This is a genomic window from Vineibacter terrae (assembly GCF_008039615.1).
Lineage (GTDB): Bacteria > Pseudomonadota > Alphaproteobacteria > Reyranellales > Reyranellaceae > Vineibacter > Vineibacter terrae.
In genome coordinates this window covers 49,380-68,529 of sequence record NZ_VDUZ01000008.1, presented here as the reverse complement: position 1 = coordinate 68,529, position 19,150 = coordinate 49,380, and the positions used below count along the sequence as shown (strand labels likewise).

The 19,150-nt window shown below is 69.5% G+C and carries 20 protein-coding genes; 4 read left to right on the top strand and 16 right to left on the bottom strand.

Annotated elements, in window-relative coordinates:
* Positions 1 to 3 precede the first annotated feature (3 nt).
* Together FHP25_RS09115 and FHP25_RS09110 are read right to left on the bottom strand one after the other, a co-directional pair.
* On the bottom strand, positions 4 to 978 hold the full coding sequence (locus tag FHP25_RS09115) for a diacylglycerol/lipid kinase family protein (protein ID WP_147846615.1): 975 nt from the start codon (positions 976 to 978) through the stop codon (positions 4 to 6).
* 137 nt (positions 979 to 1,115) lie between these two features.
* Entirely contained in the window at positions 1,116 to 1,307 is a 192-nt protein-coding gene (locus FHP25_RS09110; RefSeq protein WP_147846614.1) for a DUF6496 domain-containing protein, read from the bottom strand.
* 106 nt (positions 1,308 to 1,413) lie between these two features.
* Between FHP25_RS09110 and FHP25_RS09105 the strand changes: the two genes are divergently transcribed.
* Together FHP25_RS09105 and FHP25_RS09100 are read left to right on the top strand one after the other, a co-directional pair.
* Positions 1,414 to 1,983: a phosphatase PAP2 family protein gene (locus FHP25_RS09105; protein WP_147846613.1), complete on the top strand. Its 570-nt coding sequence runs from the start codon at positions 1,414 to 1,416 to the stop codon at positions 1,981 to 1,983.
* A gap of 63 nt (positions 1,984 to 2,046) precedes the next feature.
* Entirely contained in the window at positions 2,047 to 2,367 is a 321-nt protein-coding gene (locus tag FHP25_RS09100) for a hypothetical protein (protein ID WP_178133405.1), read from the top strand.
* 33 nt (positions 2,368 to 2,400) lie between these two features.
* On the opposite strand, the gene FHP25_RS09095 is transcribed toward FHP25_RS09100, so the two are convergent.
* The gene (locus tag FHP25_RS09095) at positions 2,401 to 4,656 is read right to left on the bottom strand and encodes a cation:proton antiporter domain-containing protein (RefSeq protein WP_218578283.1); all 2,256 of its coding nucleotides are present in this window, start codon (positions 4,654 to 4,656) and stop codon (positions 2,401 to 2,403) included.
* Positions 4,657 to 4,885: 229 nt separating this feature from the next.
* On the opposite strand from FHP25_RS09095, the gene FHP25_RS09090 reads away from it, so the two are divergent.
* Positions 4,886 to 5,095: a hypothetical protein gene (locus tag FHP25_RS09090; protein ID WP_147846610.1), complete on the top strand. Its 210-nt coding sequence runs from the start codon at positions 4,886 to 4,888 to the stop codon at positions 5,093 to 5,095.
* A 93-nt stretch (positions 5,096 to 5,188) separates the two neighbouring features.
* On the opposite strand, the gene FHP25_RS09085 is transcribed toward FHP25_RS09090, so the two are convergent.
* The 12 genes from FHP25_RS09085 to FHP25_RS09030 all read right to left on the bottom strand — a co-directional run bounded on the left by FHP25_RS09085 (position 5,189) and on the right by FHP25_RS09030 (position 17,233).
* Entirely contained in the window at positions 5,189 to 5,935 is a 747-nt protein-coding gene (locus tag FHP25_RS09085) for an ABC transporter ATP-binding protein (RefSeq protein ID WP_147846609.1), read from the bottom strand.
* The gene (locus FHP25_RS09080) at positions 5,932 to 7,749 is read right to left on the bottom strand and encodes a branched-chain amino acid ABC transporter ATP-binding protein/permease (protein ID WP_147846608.1); all 1,818 of its coding nucleotides are present in this window, start codon (positions 7,747 to 7,749) and stop codon (positions 5,932 to 5,934) included. The genes FHP25_RS09085 and FHP25_RS09080 overlap by 4 nt, the downstream gene beginning before the upstream one ends.
* 4 nt (positions 7,750 to 7,753) lie before the next feature.
* Entirely contained in the window at positions 7,754 to 8,632 is an 879-nt protein-coding gene (locus FHP25_RS09075) for a branched-chain amino acid ABC transporter permease (protein WP_147846607.1), read from the bottom strand.
* A gap of 151 nt (positions 8,633 to 8,783) precedes the next feature.
* On the bottom strand, positions 8,784 to 10,040 hold the full coding sequence (locus FHP25_RS09070; protein ID WP_178133404.1) for an ABC transporter substrate-binding protein: 1,257 nt from the start codon (positions 10,038 to 10,040) through the stop codon (positions 8,784 to 8,786).
* Positions 10,041 to 10,223: 183 nt separating this feature from the next.
* Positions 10,224 to 10,658 (bottom strand): nuclear transport factor 2 family protein, encoded by a 435-nt coding sequence (locus FHP25_RS40725; RefSeq protein ID WP_178133403.1) that lies wholly within the window; start codon positions 10,656 to 10,658, stop codon positions 10,224 to 10,226.
* Positions 10,659 to 10,672: 14 nt separating this feature from the next.
* On the bottom strand, positions 10,673 to 11,440 hold the full coding sequence (locus FHP25_RS09060) for an ABC transporter permease (protein ID WP_147846604.1): 768 nt from the start codon (positions 11,438 to 11,440) through the stop codon (positions 10,673 to 10,675).
* Positions 11,437 to 12,270, bottom strand: coding sequence for an ABC transporter ATP-binding protein (locus tag FHP25_RS09055; RefSeq protein WP_147846603.1), 834 nt, complete (start codon positions 12,268 to 12,270; stop codon positions 11,437 to 11,439). Before FHP25_RS09055 ends, FHP25_RS09060 begins: the two co-directional genes overlap by 4 nt.
* Before the next feature lies 1 nt (position 12,271).
* Positions 12,272 to 13,045 carry an ABC transporter permease gene (locus tag FHP25_RS09050; RefSeq protein WP_178133402.1) on the bottom strand — a complete coding sequence of 258 codons (774 nt, stop codon included), beginning with the start codon at positions 13,043 to 13,045 and terminating at the stop codon, positions 12,272 to 12,274.
* A gap of 4 nt (positions 13,046 to 13,049) precedes the next feature.
* The gene (locus FHP25_RS09045; RefSeq protein ID WP_147846601.1) at positions 13,050 to 14,048 is read right to left on the bottom strand and encodes an ABC transporter substrate-binding protein; all 999 of its coding nucleotides are present in this window, start codon (positions 14,046 to 14,048) and stop codon (positions 13,050 to 13,052) included.
* Positions 14,049 to 14,059: 11 nt separating this feature from the next.
* Complete coding sequence (locus tag FHP25_RS09040) at positions 14,060 to 15,730, bottom strand: FAD-dependent monooxygenase (RefSeq protein ID WP_147846600.1); 1,671 nt, start codon at positions 15,728 to 15,730, stop codon at positions 14,060 to 14,062.
* 2 nt (positions 15,731 to 15,732) lie between these two features.
* Positions 15,733 to 16,356: a VOC family protein gene (locus tag FHP25_RS09035; RefSeq protein WP_178133401.1), complete on the bottom strand. Its 624-nt coding sequence runs from the start codon at positions 16,354 to 16,356 to the stop codon at positions 15,733 to 15,735.
* Between the two features lie 34 nt (positions 16,357 to 16,390).
* Complete coding sequence (locus FHP25_RS09030; protein WP_147846598.1) at positions 16,391 to 17,233, bottom strand: fumarylacetoacetate hydrolase family protein; 843 nt, start codon at positions 17,231 to 17,233, stop codon at positions 16,391 to 16,393.
* Positions 17,234 to 17,372: 139 nt separating this feature from the next.
* Between FHP25_RS09030 and FHP25_RS09025 the strand changes: the two genes are divergently transcribed.
* Positions 17,373 to 18,101 carry a GntR family transcriptional regulator gene (locus tag FHP25_RS09025; protein ID WP_178133400.1) on the top strand — a complete coding sequence of 243 codons (729 nt, stop codon included), beginning with the start codon at positions 17,373 to 17,375 and terminating at the stop codon, positions 18,099 to 18,101.
* A gap of 25 nt (positions 18,102 to 18,126) precedes the next feature.
* On the opposite strand, the gene FHP25_RS09020 is transcribed toward FHP25_RS09025, so the two are convergent.
* A complete protein-coding gene (locus FHP25_RS09020) occupies positions 18,127 to 19,110 on the bottom strand; it encodes a phosphotransferase family protein (protein ID WP_178133399.1) in 984 nt (327 codons plus the stop codon).
* Positions 19,111 to 19,150 lie beyond the last annotated feature (40 nt).

Below are 19,150 nucleotides of genomic sequence, written 5' to 3'. Positions count from 1 at the left end.
ATATCAATCCGACACCGGCAGGAGCGTCGGGACGGCCATCCGGGCCATATCCGGCAGGTCCGGTCCTGACAGCGGCGGCGCGAGCATCATCACGGTCTGCGCCTGCGCCTTGATCTCGACGTCGGGATGAACAGCCGGCGGCTTGGCGCCGGCGCGCCACAGGCGGTCGTCGACATGCGCGTCGTGCCGGGGCGCGGTGAGGGTCAGGACCCGTCCCCGGTGGATCTCGGCCGGCGACGGCGGATCGGCGCCCTGTGCCTTCTGCGCCAGATAGTCGACGAGCGCCTCGCGGTCGCCGGCCGAGACGAACGCAAAATCGAGAAGGCCGTCGCCCGGGTCGGCATCCGGCACCAGATCGATGCCCGGCCCGACCGACCGGATGTTCAGCGCTTCCACCAGCAGGAACGCGCCCTGCAGTCCGACGCCGTCGACGGCGCCGGTGAGCGCCATCGGCCTGTAGTCTGGCGCCAGCGCCTTCAGCGCCAGCCGGTCGCGGAACAGCTTGAAGACCGTATCGTCGCGCTTGGCGTCGCTGCGCTTGTCCTGGGCATGCAGCTGCGCCATGCACGTCGCCAGCAGGCCGAACCCGACCCCTTCGATGAACGACGTCACGCCCCAGGGCCCTGATGCCACGCCGATATCGACCTGGCGCGGCGACGCCGCCTCCCAGGAAGCGACATGCTCCTCCGGCGAGGCAGCCTGGATTCCCATCGCGCCGGCAATGTTGTTGGCGGTTCCCGTCGGCAGGATCGCGAGCGGCACACCCAGCGGCGCCAGCTTGACGGCAGCGGCGCCGACGGTGCCGTCGCCGCCGGCGATCACGACCATCTCGCCCGGATCCTCGGCCAGGTCCTTCCAGCTGTCGCTCTTGTCAACGCTGTGCGCCAGCGTGTGGCCGAACTTGCGCAGCAGCGCTTTGAGCTTCTTGGGCGCAAGCGCGCCGCCCGCCTTGCGATTGTAGATGAGGCTGATGCGCATCGACTTCTCCCCGAGCCGGTGCTCGTCCCCGAGCCGGTGCTCCGCCAACGCTGGCGGCACACAAACGTTGCCTGCTGGTCAGGGCAAGGACCGCAGCGGTGCGGCCAGACCCGATCGCCGGTCCGGCGCCGCAAGCCTCACGCCGACTTCCTGCGCGGCACCTTCTTTCCCTTCTTGCGCGCCTCGGACAGGCCGATGGCAACGGCCTGCCGGCGGCTCTTGACCTTTCCGCCGCGCCCGCCTTTGCTCTTCCTCAGCGTTCCCGCCTTGCGCTTGTGCATCGCGCGCTGGACGTCCTTCGAGGCCGATCTTGCGTATCGCCGAGCCATGGCTTCCTCCTCTCGACATGCAAGTCCTGAGGAGCAACGCCGGCTCCCTTCCCGGCGTTGCATGGCCATCTGCACAAGCAGGGGAAATCAGGCAGCGGAGGCGACCATGGCGCGTTGGCATGTCCAGCCCACGACACTGGACCGGGAAGTGGCGAGGATCATCGCCCGGCACGCTAAGCCTCCCGTCGAGCACGCGACCAGCACCGTCACGGTCGCTGCCGACGACCGCCTCCTGCTGGCGGCCGCCGCCGGACTGTGGCTGCTGTCCCGGTTGGGCAACGGGCATCAGCGTCGGCAGGCCGACTATCTCGCGCTCAACGTCGTCGTGACGGCAGCGGTGCCACGCATCCTCAAGCACTTCATCGCACAGCAGAGGCCCGACCGGACGATGGTTCATGGCCGGCGGCACGGCATTCCGCGGTCAGGGAAAGCCGACGACGCCTTTCCCTCGGGCCACGCCATGCATGTCGGTGCGCTCAGCGCCGCCGTGGCGCGCCTCTGGCCGCGTTCGGCCCCGATCGCATGGGCGGCCGCCAGCCTGCTCGCCGCGACCCGCGTCGTCGTCCTCGCCCACTGGGTGAGCGACGTGGTCGCCGGGTTCATGCTCGGCGTGGGGGTCGAGCACATCCTGGATGCAGGCCATGTGCTGAAGCCACCTGCCGGCGAGCGGGACTGAGCGGCAGGAACCGGCGGCTCGGCGCCGGCGTTCCAACGCCAGGCGTGCTGTCCACTGGAACACATGATGCCGATCTATCAGCTTGAGCCACGCAACCTGAATTCACCGCATTGGGGCCGAAGCTGGCACCGTGCGCTGTGCCTGGTTGCCGCGCCCACCGAAACGAAAGCACGGGCGCTGGCGACAGCCATCTTCGACCAGGTCGCCAAGCACGAGCCTGGTCCCGAGCCGCTCGTCAATCCGTGGAGCGACCCGAACCTGGTGACCTGCGCCGAGAGCGGGAAAAAGCCCAAAGGCATGAAGGAAGGCATGATCGCGCTGCCCGATGGCAGGGGCGGCTGGGACATCCGCGGTGGTCCCGTCGGCGGCACCGAGGTCGCCTGAGAGGCCGCAGCAGCCCTTCAAAAGCTGCCGCGATCAGCTCGACAGGTAGAGGATCGACCGGTCGCCGCGTTCCGCCAGCAGCGTGGCAAGCGGGCCGAACGACAGCGTGCTGCCGGTGCGCAGGCTGACGCCGACCACGACAAGGTTGTGGTCGCCACGCCGGATCTGCTGCAGCACGGCCTCGCCGGGCCTGATGCTGGCCCGCACCGCCATCTGCAGCGGCACGCCGTAGCTGTCGGCGAGGCTGCCGAACTGCTTGAGGATGGCGTCCGCCTCACTCAGCGGCGCCAGCCGCGTGCCCAGGCGGTGCTGCCATGACGGCACCCCCGCCTCCTGCGCGACATACAGCGCCGTCACCGACGTCCGCTGGGCGCGCGCGATCGCCAGCGCGATCTCGCCGGCGCGCAGCGCATGCGGCGCGCCGTTGATCGGCACCAGGATGTTCAGCGGATAGCCGACCGGGTCCTCGCGATGCGGGCCGCGCGCCGTCACGATCGCGAGCGGCCCCTCGAATCCTGCCACCATCCGCGTGACGCTGTCGCTGAAGGCGCCGCCGTCACCGATCGCGCCGTCGACGCCGATCGTCATCAGGTCGTAGCCCTTCCTGGCCTCGGCCGCGACTTCCGTCTCGGGCTGGCCGCGGGTCTTGCGGGTCGTGACGTCGGCCGCCGGCGGCGCGCGGCGCTCGGCATCGGGCTTGGCGCCTTCGGCGGCTTCCTTGGCGACCGTCTCGGGGGCAACCGTGCCGCCGTTCGCGCTGGCGGCGGCGCCGGCATCGGCCGCCTCACTCTCGCCCGGCCGCGCCGGCGTCGTGCCGGCAGGCACCGCCACGTCGACGATCGTCATGGGCGTGCGCCGCGCCCCGGCCAGCAAGCCGACCAGCCGCGAGGCCAGCATGCCGTCGGCGCTCTTGTCGGCCGCCACCAGCAGGCGCTCGAGCCCGAACACGAAACCCTTGGCCTCGAACTCCTCGCGCTCCAGGCGTGCCGCCTCCTCGGGCCGCAGCGGCAGGCGCGCCAGCGCCCAGCGCAGCATCGGCGGCATGGCCATTGTCGTGATCACCGCCATGGCCACGATCAGGCTGAACAGGTCGCGGCTGAGCACGCCCAGCGACAGGCCGATGGTGGCGACGATCACCTCGGTCGAGCCGCGTGCGTTCATGCCGCAGGCCAGCGCCAGCGATTCGCGGCGGCTGAGCCCGCCGAGGCTGCCGCCGATGAAGGCGCCGGCAAACTTGCCGACGCTGGCGATCAGGATAAGCCCCAGCCCCAGCGCCATCATCGCCGGATCCTTGACGATCGAGAGGTCGGCGCTCAACCCGGCCAGGCCGAAGAAGATCGGCATGAACAAGGCCGTGATCAGCCCGCGCAGCTCCTCGTCGATATGGCGGGTCAGGATCGGCGACTGGCCGACCAGGATGCCGGCCACGAACGCGCCCAGCACCGTATGCACGCCGATGGCCTGGGTCATCAATGCCATCAGGCCCATGATCACGATGATGGTGGTGATCACCGGCACCTCGCCGATGAAATTGTCGTTGGACCAGCGGATCAGGAACGACACCAGGCGGCGGCCCAGGGTGAAGCTGAGCGCCAGGAACAGCAGCGTGCCCAGCACGCTCTGCGCCAGGACTGCAAGATCGACGCCGCCGTGCATCGCCAGGCCGAAGATCACGGCGATGATGATCCAGCCGATCGTGTCGTCGATGATCGCCGCCGCCATGATCACCTGGCCGACATTGCGGCGCATGAAGCTCATCTCGCGCACCACGGCGGCGACGATCTTCACGGACGAGATCGACAGCGCGACGCCCAGGAACAGCGAGGTCAGCAGGCGATTGGCGGGATTGGGCAGCATCGAGCCGGGCAGCATCTCGCCCAGCGCGAAGCCGCAGGCGAAGGGAACCGCGATGCCGGCCACCGAGACGCTGAAGGCAGCGCGCCGAACCTTGCGGATGAGCGACAGGTCGGTCTCCATCCCGGTGAGCAGCAGAAGCAGCAGGACGCCCAGCTGCGCCACGGCATCGAGCATGCTCTTCTGCTCGCGCGAGTCGGGAAACAGCATGTGCTGCAGCTCGGGCAGCACGGCACCGAGCACGGATGGCCCGAGGATGACGCCGGCGATGAGCTGGCCCATCACCGCCGGCTGGCCGATGCGCTGGGCCACCTCGCCCAGCAGGCGCCCCAGCGCCAGCAGGACGACGACCTGCGCGACGAAGACCGTGATCGAGCCGCCGGCGCCGCCGCCTTCCGCGGCCAGCGCCGCGCCGGGGACCGCCAGCAGCAGCAACAACGCCCCTGCCGTGACACGGCATCGGCGTCTGAAGGGATGCGAGAGGGTACGGAACGCGACGATCAAGGGCACGAACTTCTATAACGCGTATTGGCATGCGCCGGTTCCAGCCGCAACCCGCGATCATTGCGGGCGCCTGTGCGGAACTTCGTGCGCCATGGCCTCGTTGAGACGGCGCCTGATGCCTGCAGCAGCGCAGGGCCTGTTCGATAACGGAGCCGCATCCATGCCGATTCCTTTCACCAAGCTGCTGGTGAACCACTGCTACCAGACCAAGAGTGGCGAGGTGCGTCGCGTCACCAGCATCACACCCACCGGCGACGTCGTCTTCATCGCCTACCCGAGCAACGGCGGCACCTCGGCCGGCGAGGAGGAGCAGACCGCGGGCGCGCTGTTCGCCGAGACCGCGGTGGAAGAAGTGCCCTGCCCCACCTGAGCCCCGCTTTACCGTCATCCCGAGCGCAGCGAGGGATGACGGGCGCTCGGGATGACGGGAACTGCGCTCGGATGACGGTGAGCCGGATGGCCTTCAGTCCGACGTCGCGTGCTCGCTGCCGGCGCCGAGATAGGCGCGTCGGATCAGGTCGCCGGCACGGATATCGGCCGGCGTGCCGTGGCCGATGACGACACCGTTCTGCAGCACATAGGCGTGGTCGGCGATCTCCAGCGCCCGCTCCACCATCTGCTCCACCAGCAGGATGGTGGTGCCGCCGGCGCGCAGCCGCAGGATCACGTCGATGAGCTGGTCGACGATCACCGGCGCCAGGCCCAGCGACGGCTCGTCGAGCATCAGCAGCCTGGGGCGCCGCATCAGCGCCTGCGCGATCGCCAGCATCTGCTGCTGGCCGCCCGAGAGCACGCCGGCACGCACGTCGGGACGCTCGCGCAGCGCCGGGAAGAGATCGTAGACGGCGCTGTAGCGCTCGGCTTCCGCTGCCCGGTCCAGGCGCGCGCCGACCAGCCCCAGCTCGAGATTGTCGTGCACGCTCTGACGGCGGAACAGGCGCCGCCCCTCGGCCACCTGCATGATGCCGAGATCGACAATGCGGTGCGGCCGCCAGCCGGCGATGTCGCCGGCCTCGAACACGATGCGCCCGGCGCTCGGCCGCAGCAGTCCCGAGATGGCGCGCAGCAGCGTGCTCTTGCCGGCGCCGTTGCTGCCGACCAGGGCCACGATGCTGCCGGGCGCCACGGCCAGCGCGACGTCGCGCAGCACGCCGACATGGCCGTAGCCGACATCGAGGCCGGTGATCTGCAGCAACGGCTGGGCGGTCATGATGCGGCCTCGATGCGCACATGGGCGCCCATGTAGGCGCTGATGACGGCCTCGTTGGAGAACACCTCGGCCGGCGTGCCCGACGCCAGCACGGCGCCGCGCTCCAGCACGGTGACGCTCGAGCAGATATTGGCCACCAGCTCCAGGTGATGCTCCACGATCACGACCGTGGTGCCCAGACCGCGGATCGCCGAGATCAGCTCGCCCAGGCGGTCGAGCTCGTCCAGCGACAGCCCGGCGGCCGGCTCGTCCAGCAGCAGCAGGCGCGGCCGGCCGACCAGCGCGCGGGCGATCTCGGCCAGGCGCTGCTGGCCGTGCGGCAGCTCGCCGGCCGGCTCCATCGCGCGCTCGCGCAGGCCCACGAAGTCGAGATAGCGCATGGCCTCGGCCAGCGACTGCGCCTGCTCGCGCCGCGCTGCCGGCAGGCGCAGCGTGGCGGCGAGCGCGCCCTGGGTCTCGGCCATGAAGGCGCCCAGCAGGATGTTATCCAGCACCGTCAGGTCGGGCATCATGCGCGGCGTCTGGAAGGTGCGGCCCACGCCGCGATGGGCGATGCGATGCGGCGCCAGGCCGATGACGGAGCGGCCGCCGACCGCGATGGCGCCGGCATCGACCGGATAGAATCCCGAGATCATGTTGAGCAGGGTCGTCTTGCCCGAGCCGTTGGGGCCGACGATGGCGTGGCTGGTGCCGGGCGCGACCTCGAGGCTGACACCGGCCAACGCCGCGACGCCGCCGAAGCGCTTCTCGACGCCGCGCACCGACAGCGCCACGCCGTCGATCGGACGGATGCCGCCGTCCTGCTGGGCGCCCGTCACCGGCAGCGGCGCGATGTTGGACAGGCCCAGCCGGGCACGCAGCCGCTTCCAGCCCGCCTCGACGGCGCCGACCAGGCCGTGCGGCGCATAGAGCATCAGCACCAGCAGGGCCGCGCCGTAGATCAGCAGACGCCAGCTCTGCAGCGCCGCCAGCAGCTCCGGCACGAGGAAGAACACCAGGGCGCCCACCACCGGCCCCCAGAGCCGGCCGGCCCCGCCCAGCACCACCACCAGGAGGAAGAAGATCGAGAACTCGGCGGTGAAGTCCTCCGGCGTGATCACCGTCTTCTGGACCGCGAACAGCGCCCCGGCCAGGCCGGCGATGGCGGCGCTGACCACGAACGCGAACATCTTGATCCAGACCATCGACACGCCGCTGGCGGTCGCGGCGACAGGATTGTCGCGCACCGCGATCAGCGCCCGCCCGAAGCGCGAGCGCAGCAGGCTGGCGACGGCGGCGACGGCCAGCAGGTCGAGCGTCAGCACCAGCCAGTACAGGCCCGTCGACGGCAGGGCGTAGCCCAGCAGCGCCGGCTGGGGGATGCCCACGACGCCGGCGAAGCCGTGCGTCAGCTCCCGCCACTCGGTCATCAGCCCTTCCATCACCTGGGCGAAGCCGAGCGTGACCAGGGCGAAATACCAGGTCGAGAGCCGCAAGGCCGGCAGCGCCATCATCGCCCCGACCACGGCGGCAGCGGCCATCGCCAGCGCCGCCGCCGGCCAGAACGACCACTGGGCGTCGACCATCGCCAGCGCCGCGGCGTAGGCGCCGATGCCGACCAGCGCCCCGTGCCCCAGCGACACCTGGCCGCCATAGCCGTTGAGCAGGTTCAGCCCGATCGCCACCATCACATAGACGCCCATCTGGGTGGCGACGAAGAGCCGGTATTCCGTACCGACCAGCAGCGGCGCGACGTACAGGATGGCGGCGAGCGCCAGCAGCAGGCGCCAACCGTTGGCCGGCGAGTCGACGAGGCGGCGGACAGTGTCACGCATCGTGCTACACCGTGCGGGCTTCGGCGCTGCCGAACAGGCCGTGCGGGCGGATCAGCAGGATCACCAGCATCACGGCGAACACCATGGCGAGCTGGTAGCCCGGCGACAGCACCGCCGCGCCCACGGCCTCGGCCATGCCGATGATGTAGCCGGCCAGCAGCGCGCCGCGGTTGTTGCCGATGCCGCCGACGGCGGCGGCAGCGAAGCCTTTCAGCAGCAGCGACGGCCCCAGCCCGGTCGAGGCATAGAGCAGCGGCGCCGCCAGGATGCCGGTGAGCGCCGCGACGGCGCCGCCGAGGAAGAACGACCAGCGCGACAGACGGTCGGGGTCGATGCCGCGCAGCAGCGCGGCATCGCGGTCCTCGGCCACCGCCATCACGGCCTTGCCCGAGCGCGTGCGGTAGAAGCCTTCGACCCCGAACACCAGCAGCAAGGTCACCGCGATGAGCGCCAGCTGGTAGCTGCTGACCGCCATGCCCAGCAGGTAGAATGTCTCGGTGCTGAGCGGCGCCGGCGGCTTCACGGCGATCGGGTCGGGCCCCCAGATGCGGCCCACGAGGTTGCCGATGATCATCGAGATCGCCAGTGTCGTGATGACCCAGCTATGGCCGTGCGCCGAGCGCTTCAGCACCGGCGCCACCGCCACGCGCTCCTCGACCAGCGCCAGGACGGCCACGCACAGCATCGCCGCCGCGGCGCCGGCGAGCCACGGCAGGCCAGCGAGCGCCATCACCGAGGCGCCGACCATCGCCCCCAGCATCACGAGGTCGCCCTGCGCGAAGTTGAAGACGTTGGTGGGGCGATAGAGGATGTTGAAGCCCATCGCGACCAGCGCATAGAGGCTGCCCGCGGTCAGCCCGGCAGGGATCAGATCCAGGTCCATGTTAGGCCCTTCGCTTGTGGCCACTCGCTGGGAGCGCGCCACTCCAGTGGCGCACCGGCGCGCAGCGCCGGATCTTCAGCACCACTGGGGGGAACCGGCCCTTAGGGCCGGCGCGCCACCGGAGTGGCGCGCTCCCAGCCACGCTTGCGGCCTACTTGGCGCGCTCGCGGAAGACGCCCAGCGATTTCGGATCCTTGCCCGAGGCGACCGACGCCAGCGCGACATCCTCGATGGCGATCGCGGTGTGGTTCTCGGGCGTGAAGTTGACCGTGCCCAGCAGGCCCTTGTAGCCGCGCACATTGTCCAGCGCGCGTTTCACCTTGTCGGTGTCGAAGGTCTTCTCGCCCTCGATCACCATCTTCAGGATGTGCAGGAAATCATAGTAGGGGCTGTTCGCGACCGTGGTGCCCGAGCCCTTCGCCTCGGGATACGCCACGACCTTCTTCGCGAACTCGACCTGGCGCGGCCCTGGACTCTCGCCGTCGCTCCACATCAGGCTGCGGTACATCGTGCCATAGACGTTCTTCAGCGCCTCGTCGGGCACCAGGTCGAACAACGCATCGAGGAACAGCCCGTTATGGCCGGTGATCGCCGGGAACCATTTCTGGGCATTCATGGCGTTGAAGGCCATGGCCGCGTTGGGGATATTGGCGATCCACGCGATCAGCCCGTCGCAGCCGGCCTTGCGCAAGTTGCCGACATAGGTGTTCAGGTCGGGCGCGTTGAGGGGATAGACCTCGATCCGGACCGGCTCGACCCCGGCCTTCTTCAACGTCGCCCGCGACGCTGCCGTGGCCTGCTCGCCGAACGCGGTGTTCTCCTGCAGGATGCCGATCTTCTTGGCCTTGATCGTGTCGACCAGGTAGCGCGCCGCGACCTCGCCCTGCTGGTCGGTATTGAAGGTGCACTGGTAGTGGTAGGGGTACTTCTTGCCGTCGCCCATCTCGGCGCCGTTGGCATAGGTCGCTGAGATGATCTTCGCTGGTGTCGTGGTCGCCAGCGACGACAGGGCCTGCGAGCTGCCGGTCGGACCGGCGATATAGGTCAGGCCGGCCTCCTGCAGCTTCTTGATGACCGCCGGCTCCTTGGCGGGCGAGGCCTCGTCGTCCTCCTCCTGGCGCACGATCGGGCGTCCCAGGATGCCGCCCGCCTTGTTGATCTCGTCGATCGCGATCAGGCCGCCGATATAGAGGACGGAGAAGGACGAGGCGAGGCGGCCCGTCGTCGGCCGCACCCAGCCGATCTTGAACGGCTCGACATCGGCCCGCGCCACGCCGGCCGCCAGGCCGAGGCTCGAGGCGCCCAGCGCGCCCACGCCCAGCCGGCCGGCGGCCTGCAGGAACGCACGCCGGTCGATGCTGCCGTCGCTGCGAATGCCGAAGGGATAGCGCCTGTTGCTGCCCGTCATCCACGTCCTCCCGAACAAGCCCCAACTGCACATCTGTCATTCTTGTGAATGAACGTTAGTACAGCAACGATGTCCGGGGCAATCGCGATGGCGCGGCCTGCGCCGGCGCGCATCGACATGCGAAAGGCAGATGACGGCGGCCAGGTGCGCAGCACCGACGGCGGTGCTGCGCTCAGGCCGGCGTTATGCGCGGCGGAAGGCCGCCCTGGCCACGCGCCTGGCGATGCGCCAGCCGCCGGGCGTGCGACAATAGGTGTCGACGTATTCGCCCACCGTCTCCGGCAGGCCCAGCGGTGCCGGCCTGGCCGCGTCCGTGCCGGCCTCGGCATGATCGTGGCGGAACAGAATGAAGGACACGCTGCCCGTGGCGTGATCCGCGTCGATGACATCGACGGCGATATTGGCGCACAGGTGGCGCGTGACCAGGGTCGCGGGCCGCCGCAGCTGCGCCGCGCGGATCGCGTCCCTGCCCTGCAGCACCTCGCCTTTGCGCTCGAACACGGCATCCTCGGTGAACAGGCCGACCGCCGCCTCGATATTGCGCTGATCGACATAGCGGGCAAAGTCGATCGCCAGCCGCTGGCATTGCAGGATGATCGCCTGATCGGGATCGCTCACGGTGTCGGTTCCTTTCAAAATCCGCCTATGGCGGAATGGCGCCAGCCCATCGCGCGCTTCTGCGTATGGTCGAGCACTGCGTTCACGACCACGACCAGGACGGTCACGACGATGACGCCGGTGAAGACTCCCACCGTGTCGGCCTGCGACATGGCGTTCTGGATGTAGGACCCCAGGCCGGTGTCGGCGGCGATGAACTCGCCCACCACGGCGGCGCTGATGGCGCGCGGCAGCGCCACCTTCAGGCTGGCGAACACGAACGGCAGGGTCGACGGCAGCATCACCTCGCGCAGCAGCATGAGCTCGCGCAGGCCCAGCACGCGCGCCACCGCGATCAGCCGCGGGTCGGCGCCGCGGATACCGGCGAGCGTGCTGAAGAACAGCAGGAAGAACACCACCAGCGCCACGAACACGACCTTGGACAGCAAGCCGATGCCGAACCACAGGATCAGCAGCGGCGCCAGCGCCAGCTTGGGCACACCCATCGCGGCGGCGATGAAGGGCCGCAGCGCCGCCTCGAACCCGGGCACGCGGGTGATCAGGAATGGCAACGCGAAGCCCGCCAGGCCGCCGACGGCAAGGCCGGCGCCGGCCTCGAGCATCGTGACGCCGATGTCACGGAGCAGGACGCCGTTCTGCGCGATCTCCCACAATCGCACCGCGATATCGCCGAGCCCGGCGATGGTGTGGTCGCCAAGGACGCGATGCAGCAGCGTCCACAGCAGCACCAGACCGAGGCCCAGCAGCAGCCGCCCGGCGATGACGACGCCCGGGCGGCTCATGCGCGCCGCGCCTTGGGCGCCTGGCGCGCCAGCGACTGGCGGATGCTCTCGTACAGCCGCGCGAAGGCCGGCTCGGCGATCAGGTGATCGACGTCGCGTGGCCGCGGCAGGTCGACGCGATATTCGTCGACCACGCGCGCCGGGGCGCGCGACAGGACCAGGACGCGATCGCCCAGCGCGATCGCCTCGGTGATGTCATGCGTGACGAACACGATGGTCTTGCGCTTCAGGCTCCACAGCCGCAGCAGGTCGGCATGCAGCTCGGTGCGGGTCTGGGCATCGAGCGCGCCGAACGGCTCGTCCATCAGGATGACCGGCGGATCATAGGCCAGGGTCCGCACCAGCGAGGCGCGCTTGCGCATGCCGCCGGAGAGCTCGTGCGGGTAGTAGCGTTCGAAGCCGGTGAGGCCTGCGGTCTCGATCAGCGCCGCGACGCGGGTGCGCGCGTCCGCGTCGAGGCGGCGCTGCGCCCGCAGCGGCAGCAGGATGTTGTCCAGCAGCCGGCGCCAGGGCAGCAGGTTGTCCTCCTGCGTCACATACCCGATCTGGCAGTTCCAACCCGGGTTCAGGTCGGCCTTGCCCGGCGCCAGGATGGTCTCGCCGCGCAGATGGATCGTTCCTTCGCTCGGACGGTCGATCTGCGCGATCATGTTGAGCAGTGTCGATTTGCCGGATCCGGACGGCCCGGCCACGGTCACGAACTCGCCTTCGGCCACGGCCAGCGACAATCCCTCGATCACCGCCAGGGCATCGTCGCGGCCGTCGCGCCCGCCGAAGCATCGCGCCAGGTCGCGAACCTCCAGCACGGGCCCGCCCTTGCCGGGCGTCATGTCAGAAGCTGGTTTGAGCACGCTCAGCGATGCCTCCCGTAGGCCGCCATGACAGCAGGCGTTTCTCGAGCAGATCGAGCACGGCATTGAGCACGAGCACGATCAGGGCCAGCGCCACCACGCCGACGAACAGCTTGGCGGGCTCGAAGTTGGTGGCGGCGGCCTGGATGCTGTAGCCCAGCCCGCGGTTGGACGAGATCAGCTCGCCCACCACGGCCGTGCCGATGGCGTATGGCGCCGCCACGCGCAGCCCGGTGAGCACGTAGGGGATGGCGCTGGGCCAGACGATCTCGCGCGCGATCAGGCCGGGGCCGGCGCCGAACACCCGCGCCGCCGCGATCAGCTTCTGGTCGACGCTGTCGAGCCCCGCCAGGGTGATGAAGAAGACCAGGAAGAAGACGACGCTGGCGACCAGCGCCACCTTCGACTCCAGCCCGATTCCGAACCACAGGATGAACAGGGGCGTCAGCGCGACCTTGGGCGCGCCGTAGCCCGCGATCAGGTAGGGATCGAGGATGGCGCGCAGCGTCGCCAGCCGTCGGATCAGGAACGGCAGCAGCGCCCCGGGCAGGCCGCCGATCAGGAAGCCGATGACCGCGGCCGCCAGCGTGTAGCGCGCATGATACCACAGCTCGCCGCTTGCGGCCTGCAGCCAGAAGGCGCGCATCACGGCGGCCGGCGCCGGGATCCAGTGCGCGCCGAACACCAGGCTCGCCCCCTGCCAGCACGCCAGGATCAGCGCCAGGATGACGGCGCGATAGACCACGATCCGCATCGCGCTATTTGAGGTAGTCGTTGCTGTAGATGCCGGCGAAGCTCTTGAGCATCTCCTCCGGCTGCATGATTGCGGCATAAGCCATGTAGTTCTGCGCGTGCGTGAAGCCGATCTCCTTCACCGTCGCCGTCCGCGGCGTGCCGGCCAGCACGCCGTCGAAGGCATCCTTCACCATGGCCGGGTCCGTCTTGTCGAAGCGCTTGCCGAGGATGGCGAGCGTCTCGGGCACGTTGTCGTGCATGAACGCCAGGGCCTGGTTGAAGCCTGCCATCAGCTTGCGGCAGACCGACGGCTTGGCCTCGCAGAAGCCCGGCCGCGTCACGATGAGGTTGTAGTTGAAGGGATGCAGCTCCGCGAAATCGCCCTGCGGGCTGCTCAGCACCGTGAGGCCGACGCCTTCCTGACGCATCATCGAAGGCCAGGGCCGCGACATGGCCAGCCCGTCGACCTGGCCGCTGCGCATGGCCGCGATCATGGCCGGCGGCGCCATGGGCGAGACGGTGATATCGCGCTCGGGATCGAGGCCCGCCTTCTTCGCCGCGTAGCGGATATAGCCGTGCACGATGGAGTTGGGCGCATCGACGGCGATCTTGGCGCCCTTGAGCGCCTTGGCCCGCTCCTCGACGGGACCGTCGGGATTGAAGTTGCGCGCCTGCAGGAACGCCTTGCTCATCACCAGCTCGATCTGCACGCGCTCCAGCGTATTGCCGATCGCCACCAGCTTCTGGCCGCGCGCCACGGCGCGCAGGAAGGCCGACGCCGCCGTGTTGGTGAAGTCGACGCTGCCGGCCAGCACGGCGTTGGTGGCGCCGACGCCGGGGATGGACGCGAACTTCACCTCCAGTCCCTGGTCGCGCCAGAAGCCCTTGTCGGCGGCGATGTAGTTGGGGCTGAAGGTCAGCGACAGGACCGGGATCGCGAGCGACGCCGTCTCGGTCTCGGCGCGCGCCGGCAGGGTCCAGGCTGACAGCGCCAGCAGGAATGCGCCCATCGTCTTGTTCATCGGTCTCCCCCTCAGGATCGTTGTTGCAGCTTTTCCATCTCCCCGCCCTCGTGGGAGAAAGGCCTGATGTGCTGATGCGTCGCGCGCAGCCCGACGGCCTGGCGCAGGACGGCAGCGGCATCGCCGGCGTGATGCCCGCGCCAGGCCACATGGCCGTCCGGCCGCACCAGCACCAGAGGCGCCGCATAGAGCGCAGCCAGAGCGGCGTCGGCGCTCTCGTGCACCTGCATCGGAATGCCGGTGCTGTCCGCCGCGGCCGCGAAGGACGCAGCATCGGCGCCGCGCTGCGCGACAAGCACGAAGCCATGGCCGAACAGATCGAGCGTCGAGCGGCCGGGCGCCAGCCAGTGGTGCGGCGCGCGCGCGCCGGGCCAGGTCGAAGGCTGGTAATCGCTCGGGTCGTCCGGCGGCTCGGGCGTGCCGTCGGCGATTACGATGGGCGACGCGGCGTAGCGATAGCCCAGCTGCACGCCCAGCGTGTTCCATTCCTTCCAGCGCGTGGCACGGATGATGTCGCCGACCCGCTGGCGCGTGGCATCGCCTTCGGGCCCTGCCGCTTCCAGCATCGGATCGGCCGGCAGGCTGTGGTCGGCGGCACGGTTGCTGGCCGCCTCGTCGACGTTGCGCACGCCGATCGGACGGCGCTCGGCTTCGTAGCTCGCCAGCAGCCCTGCGCCGCCCCAGCCCTCGAGCACCGCCGCCAGCTTCCAGCCGATGTCGACCGCGTCGCCGATGCCGGTGTTGGCGCCGAAGCCGCCCTTGGGCCACAGCATGTGGGCCGCGTCGCCGACCAGGAAGATACGGCCGTCGCGATAGGACCGTGCCACCACCCGATGCCCCGACCAGGGCTGGGCGCGGATGATCTCGACGTCGAGATCACCGCCGAAGGCCTCGCGCACGCAGGCGGCCGGATCGAGCGCCTCGGCCTCGCCGGCCTCGACATAGAGCGAAAGGCGCCAGAGGTCCTTGCCGTTGACGGTCGAGAGCGCCGCCCGGTGGCGCGTGCTCATGGTGAGGAACTGGCTCGCCTGCCCGTGCGGCTGACGCGCCAGCAGGTCGGGCGCGCGCAGGTAGATGCCGAGGTTGTGGCCTTCGGCGAAGGTGCCTTCGAATTCTATCCCGAGCTGCCGTCGGATCATGCTGCGGGCGCCGTCGCAGGCGGCGAGATAGGCGGCATCGATCCGGTGGCGGCTGCCGGTGGCGAGGTCGACGACCGTGGCGCGCACGCCCTGCGCGTCCTGCTCGAACGCCTCCAGGCGGCACTGGTCGCGCAGGGTGACGCTGGGAAAGCTCGCAGCGTGCCGGCGCAGCAGCGGATCGAACCACTTCTTGGGGCACCAGATGGCCGCTTCCGGGCTGAAGCGGCCAGCCTTGGCGTGGGCGGAATCGTTCGAATCGCGCGCGAATCGCGCGATCTCGTAGCCCATCAGCCGCGTCACGAAGATGACGTTGCGCGGATAATCCTGCGGGAACTCGCTGCGGCGGGCGGCATCGGCGATGCCCCAGCGCCGCAGGTGCTCCATGGTGCGGACGTTGATCGCCTCGCCGGCCGGGAAGATGACATCGCCCTGGCCCTGCTCGACCAGAAGGCACTTGATGCCGCGCCACCCCAGCTCGCAGGCGAGCGCAAGGCCCACCGGCCCCGCGCCCACGATCAGAACGGACGTTGCGATGCACGACATGATCAGGCCGGGATCCTCACCAGCTCGGCCAGCGGCGTGCCGCTGCGGAAGCGCGCGACATAGTCGTCGGCGTCGATCTCGATGCCTGACGGATTGCGCTTGTAGGACTCGGACGTGAAATAGGCCTTGTACTCCTCGACGGTCGCGAAGTTGTTGGCCGACAGCTCGACGACGTTCTGGTCCGGGTCGCGATAGTAGAAGCTGGTGCCGGGTCCGTGATTGGCGGTGCGATGCGGCAGGATGCCTAGCGCCTTCAGCCGCTCGTAGCGCGTGAACAGCTCCTGCATGCTGGCGTTGCGGAACTGCATGTGGTGCAGGCCGGGATCGCTGCCGGGCGCATCGCGTGTCCCCGGGATCTCGAAGATCGCGAGCATCTGCGCGTAGGGATGGTCCAGATGGAGGCGGATGAAGCAGAGCCGGATATCCGTGGCCCGCTCCTGCCCGCCGGACGTGCCGGCCGCGGGGTTGTGCTCGTAGAACGGCGCCACGCCCAGCACGCCCTGGTACCAGAGCTTCAGCTCCTCGAAGCGCGATGTCTTGAGCACGATCTCGCTGATGCGCACCGGCGTCAGATCGGCATTGAGGTTCGCCAGCTTGTCGCGGGCGGCCGCGTCGATGGATGTCATCGTTTCCTCTTCTGATGGCTGCTCAGGTGGCGCGTCAGGCTGCTGCCGCGATCGGGTTGCGCAGGACGCCGATGCCTGAAATGTCGACCTCGACGACATCGCCGGGCTTCATCCATAGCGGCGGCACGCGCCGCGCGCCGACGCCGGCGGGCGTGCCGGTGGCGATGACATCGCCGGCGCGCAGGGCCGCGAATTGCGAGATGTAGCTGATGAGCCGCGGAAGCGGATAGATCAGCATGTCGGTGCCCGAACGCTGCACCTCGACACCGTTCAGGCGGGTCGCCAGCACCAGCGCGGTGGGATCGGGAATCTCGTCGGCGGTCACGATCCAGGGGCCGATCGCACCGCTGGCATCGAAGTTCTTGCCCGCCGTCACCGAGAATTTCTGGAAATCGCGCAGGCTGCCGTCGTTGAAGCAGGTGTAGCCGCCGATATGCGACATCGCCGACGCCTCGGTGATACGGTGGCCCGGCGTGCCGATGACCACCGCCAGCTCGCCTTCGAAATCGAAGTGCTCGGACACCGCCGGCCGCAGCATCGGCGCGCCGGCCCCGACGACGCTTTCCGCCGTGCGGGTGAAGACCGACGGCTGGGCCGGCAGGTCGCGCCCGGTTTCCGCGACATGGGTCTTGTAGTTCAGGCCGATGCAGAAGAGCCGCGCGCCCGTCGCCAGGGGCGGCAGCAACGCCGCGTCCGCGAGCGACGTCGACGCCACGGATGCGACGGACAGGGTCGCCAGCGCGCGCCGGCCATCGGCGGCAAGCGCCGCGCCCAGATCAGCCAGCGACGGCGACAACGCCGCCGTGTCGATGACGCGATCATCCTGCACCAGACCGGTCCGCGCCGCGCCCCCGTGCCAATATCGGATCAGTCGCACCCGCCCCTCCTCCAGATCGTCACGCGGCTCATTGCATGCAATATTTCTTTATTGCATGCAATATATAATTGCGATGGCGAAAAATCAGCTCTCTATGTACGATAATGGCTATTCATAAATGAAGAGCAAAGAGAATTGCATGCAATCAACCGAGCTCGAACGCGTCACGCTTCTGTTGCGGCAGATGATCATGGCCGGCGAATTCGTGCCCGGCGCGCGTATCGCCGAGATTCCGCTGGCCAGCCGGCTGGGCGTGTCGCGCACGCCCGTGCGCCTGGCCCTGGGCATCCTCGAGCAGGAAGGACTGCTGACGAGCGCGCCACACAAGGGCTTCTGGGTGCGCGAGATCACGATCGACGAGATCGCCGACGCCTTCGACGTGCGCGGCGCGCTGGAAGCGCTGGCCTGCCGCCGCGCGGTGGAACGCGGCCTGGATGTCGCAAACCGCATCGTGCTGGAGGAATGCCTGGCGCTGGGCGAGGCGCTTGTGGCCAAGGGTGCCTTGACCGAAGCCGATACCCGCAGCTGGTCCGAGATGAACGCGCGCTTTCACGAGGCGATCGTGGCGGCATCGCGCAACATCCCCCTGGCGAACGCCCTGGCTTTCGTCGGCCGGCTGCCCCTGGTCTCGCCGGGCGCGATCGCCTTCACGCAGGGGCTCGAGGCCGCCTTCCAGAACATGCAGAAAGTGCAGGCCGAGCATCGCGACATCGTCGATGCGCTGGTCAACGGGCAGGCCAGCCGGGCCGCCGCCCTGGTGCAGGAACATGCCTACAAGAGCCGCGAGAAGCTGCGGCGCGGGCTGGAGCGCCTGCGGGGCGAGCAGATTGTCGCGAACGTGCCCGGACTGAAGCTGGTGGTGGGCTGAAGGTCTGTTGCGGCAGCCGTGCAGGCTAGCCGCGCCGCGCGATGGTGTCGCGAATGCGCTCGCGCGCGCTGTCGATGACGCCCGGCGGCGGCAGCTCGCGCGACAGGAAATCGGCCCAGGCGATGAGATCGGCCAGCGCCGCCATCTCGCGCCACCGCGGCGGCAGGACGCGCCCGGCGCCGGCGTAGCCGGCGGCGACCGCATCGGCGAAGCCGGGCAGCCGCCCCGGGGGTGGGCGCAGCAGGTTGCCCAGATCGAAGAACGGGCTGCCGCTGAACGCGAACTCCCAGTCCAGCACCGCTGCCAGCGCCCAGCCCCGCCCGGTAAGCCGAACCAGGATATTGCTGCCGCCGAAGTCGGCATGGGTGAGGCAGGGAGCGCCATCCCATGTGTCGAGAACCGCGGCCTCGGCGTCGACGAACGCCATCAGCGCCCGCGTGAGATCGCCGCCGAGGCGCTCGCCGCCGCGACCGTCGATCAGGCAGCGATGCAGAAACTCGCGCAGGCCGGCACCGCCGACGTCGATCGGCGTGGCGACCCTCAGCGCGCCGTCGAAGAAGCCGCACGCATCGAACGTCACACCATGGATCCTGGCCAGCCCTGCGCCGATCGAGGCGCCCAGCTGCCACAGCTGATCGCCGTCCAGCTTCGCCGCGACATCATCGAGCGGCCGGCCCTCGATCCAGTCGATGACAGCATAGGCCGATCCGGTTATCGGATTGTCGTCGGCGCCCAGATGCAGTCGCGGCACCGGCAGCCCGTGCCGTGCCGCCAGCCCGTGCAGCGCGCGCTCCTTGGCCGCCTGCGCCGGATCGCGCTGATAGAGCCGCAGCACCAGCGGCGGCTCGCCCGACGCGAAATCCAGGCGCAGGTTGGTATTGGCAAGCCCGCCCGACAGCACTGTGACGCGGGACACACGCGGCGCGCCGGGCAGCGCACGCACCAGCGCCGTGGCGTCATCCACGCCCAGCGCGACTGTGGCCGTCGCCCGCGTCCAGTGCTGCCGCATGCCCTGCTCCATCACGCCGGCACCGGCGCCGCTGACGAGA

Bases quoted from the DNA above. Each gene is read 5' to 3' on its own strand.
- FHP25_RS09055 (WP_147846603.1), bottom strand. From the start codon at position 12,270: ATGACGCCCGGCAAGGGCGGGCCCGTGCTGGAGGTTCGCGACCTGGCG.
- FHP25_RS09045 (WP_147846601.1), bottom strand. From the start codon at position 14,048: ATGAACAAGACGATGGGCGCATTCCTGCTGGCGCTGTCAGCCTGGACC.
- FHP25_RS09085 (WP_147846609.1), bottom strand. From the start codon at position 5,935: ATGACCGCCCAGCCGTTGCTGCAGATCACCGGCCTCGATGTCGGCTAC.
- FHP25_RS09060 (WP_147846604.1), bottom strand. From the start codon at position 11,440: ATGAGCCGCCCGGGCGTCGTCATCGCCGGGCGGCTGCTGCTGGGCCTC.
- FHP25_RS09105 (WP_147846613.1), top strand. From the start codon at position 1,414: ATGGCGCGTTGGCATGTCCAGCCCACGACACTGGACCGGGAAGTGGCG.
- FHP25_RS09115 (WP_147846615.1), bottom strand. From the start codon at position 978: ATGCGCATCAGCCTCATCTACAATCGCAAGGCGGGCGGCGCGCTTGCG.
- FHP25_RS09110 (WP_147846614.1), bottom strand. From the start codon at position 1,307: ATGGCTCGGCGATACGCAAGATCGGCCTCGAAGGACGTCCAGCGCGCG.
- FHP25_RS09035 (WP_178133401.1), bottom strand. From the start codon at position 16,356: ATGACATCCATCGACGCGGCCGCCCGCGACAAGCTGGCGAACCTCAAT.
- FHP25_RS09020 (WP_178133399.1), bottom strand. From the start codon at position 19,110: ATGCGGCAGCACTGGACGCGGGCGACGGCCACAGTCGCGCTGGGCGTG.
- FHP25_RS09075 (WP_147846607.1), bottom strand. From the start codon at position 8,632: ATGGACCTGGATCTGATCCCTGCCGGGCTGACCGCGGGCAGCCTCTAT.
- FHP25_RS09040 (WP_147846600.1), bottom strand. From the start codon at position 15,730: ATGTCGTGCATCGCAACGTCCGTTCTGATCGTGGGCGCGGGGCCGGTG.
- FHP25_RS09025 (WP_178133400.1), top strand. From the start codon at position 17,373: ATGCAATCAACCGAGCTCGAACGCGTCACGCTTCTGTTGCGGCAGATG.
- FHP25_RS09070 (WP_178133404.1), bottom strand. From the start codon at position 10,040: ATGACGGGCAGCAACAGGCGCTATCCCTTCGGCATTCGCAGCGACGGC.
- FHP25_RS09090 (WP_147846610.1), top strand. From the start codon at position 4,886: ATGCCGATTCCTTTCACCAAGCTGCTGGTGAACCACTGCTACCAGACC.
- FHP25_RS09100 (WP_178133405.1), top strand. From the start codon at position 2,047: ATGATGCCGATCTATCAGCTTGAGCCACGCAACCTGAATTCACCGCAT.
- FHP25_RS09080 (WP_147846608.1), bottom strand. From the start codon at position 7,749: ATGCGTGACACTGTCCGCCGCCTCGTCGACTCGCCGGCCAACGGTTGG.
- FHP25_RS09050 (WP_178133402.1), bottom strand. From the start codon at position 13,045: ATGCGGATCGTGGTCTATCGCGCCGTCATCCTGGCGCTGATCCTGGCG.